Origin of the sequence: Sphaerospermopsis aphanizomenoides BCCUSP55, assembly GCF_001586785.1 — a bacterium.
GTDB lineage: Bacteria > Cyanobacteriota > Cyanobacteriia > Cyanobacteriales > Nostocaceae > Sphaerospermopsis_A > Sphaerospermopsis_A aphanizomenoides_A.
Window position 1 is genome coordinate 1 of sequence record NZ_LUFH02000248.1, and the last position, 1019, is coordinate 1019.

Annotated in this window: 1 protein-coding gene; it reads right to left on the bottom strand. The window is 35.8% G+C overall.

Annotated elements, in window-relative coordinates:
* Positions 1-91: 91 nt before the first annotated feature.
* The coding region (locus A0J48_RS26625; protein ID WP_325079282.1) for a transposase family protein at positions 92-1019 on the bottom strand (928 nt) is incomplete at its 5' end.

The window sequence follows — 1019 nt, forward strand, 5'->3', positions numbered from 1 at the left end:
TTGCAAATTAGCTAATGTAGACGATAGAATAGGTGTTTGAGATATTTAGTGATAGTAACAAGATAAAAACACGAAGTTATATGCGTCAATTTTAGCCAGGGGTTAAGGGATTTATTTCTGTTGGTAATATGAGGGAGCCAATTCGTAATCTGACTAAGCCACAAATTGTCAAAATTACTTGTTCATATTTGTGAGGATTTAACCGGAATCGTTCCTGGACAACTCGAAATATTTTGACGGAACGAATACGGTGTTCAACAAACACCCGTTTGGCTGAGAATTTCTGGTTTTCTTCTTTCTGTTCAATCGTTAATTCTCGCTTTTTTGGTTTCTTAATGGGAGTAGAAATTAAATCTTCTCCTTGATAGGCTAAATCTCCCTTAAATCTTTGGTTTTGGTCAAACTTTGAGCGATGTTCTCGGAATAAAGTAATATCACTTTTGGGACCTTTTTCCCCAGCCACTACATCAACTATGTCACTGGCATCTGGCAAGATAACCATCTGAGTTTTAAATGTATGATGACACTTCTTGCCAGAGTAATATTTTTCTTGTTCTTGATTGTCTCCAGGTCTTTCCCTGACTTGCTCATAGCTATCTACAATTAATTCATAGTCTGTCAGTATCTCTTTAACTATTTCATAGTCAGATGCGTTTTTTTTTACTTGTTCAAGTAAACTAGATGGCAGTAACTCTCTCAGGAGTGGCAACCAGTAATTAAATGTACTATTGGCTGTAGATTCGCTGACTCCAAATTGAATCCCCAGCAGTTGAAATGTTGTCATGTGCCTCAGATACACCAAGGTTAAAATTATTTGTTCACGGATAGATAATTTGGGTTTACGTCCACCTCCACCTGCAATAATTCTAATTTTTCTTGCTTCTAATAAACCTTGTTTCTCATTGTGTAATTTTTCCGCATTTTCGATTAACTGTTGTAACTCCACATACTCCAGTCCAATCAACCTCTGTGTTTCTTTTTGATTCTCTTCAATATAATTCAGTAGATTACTCATATTT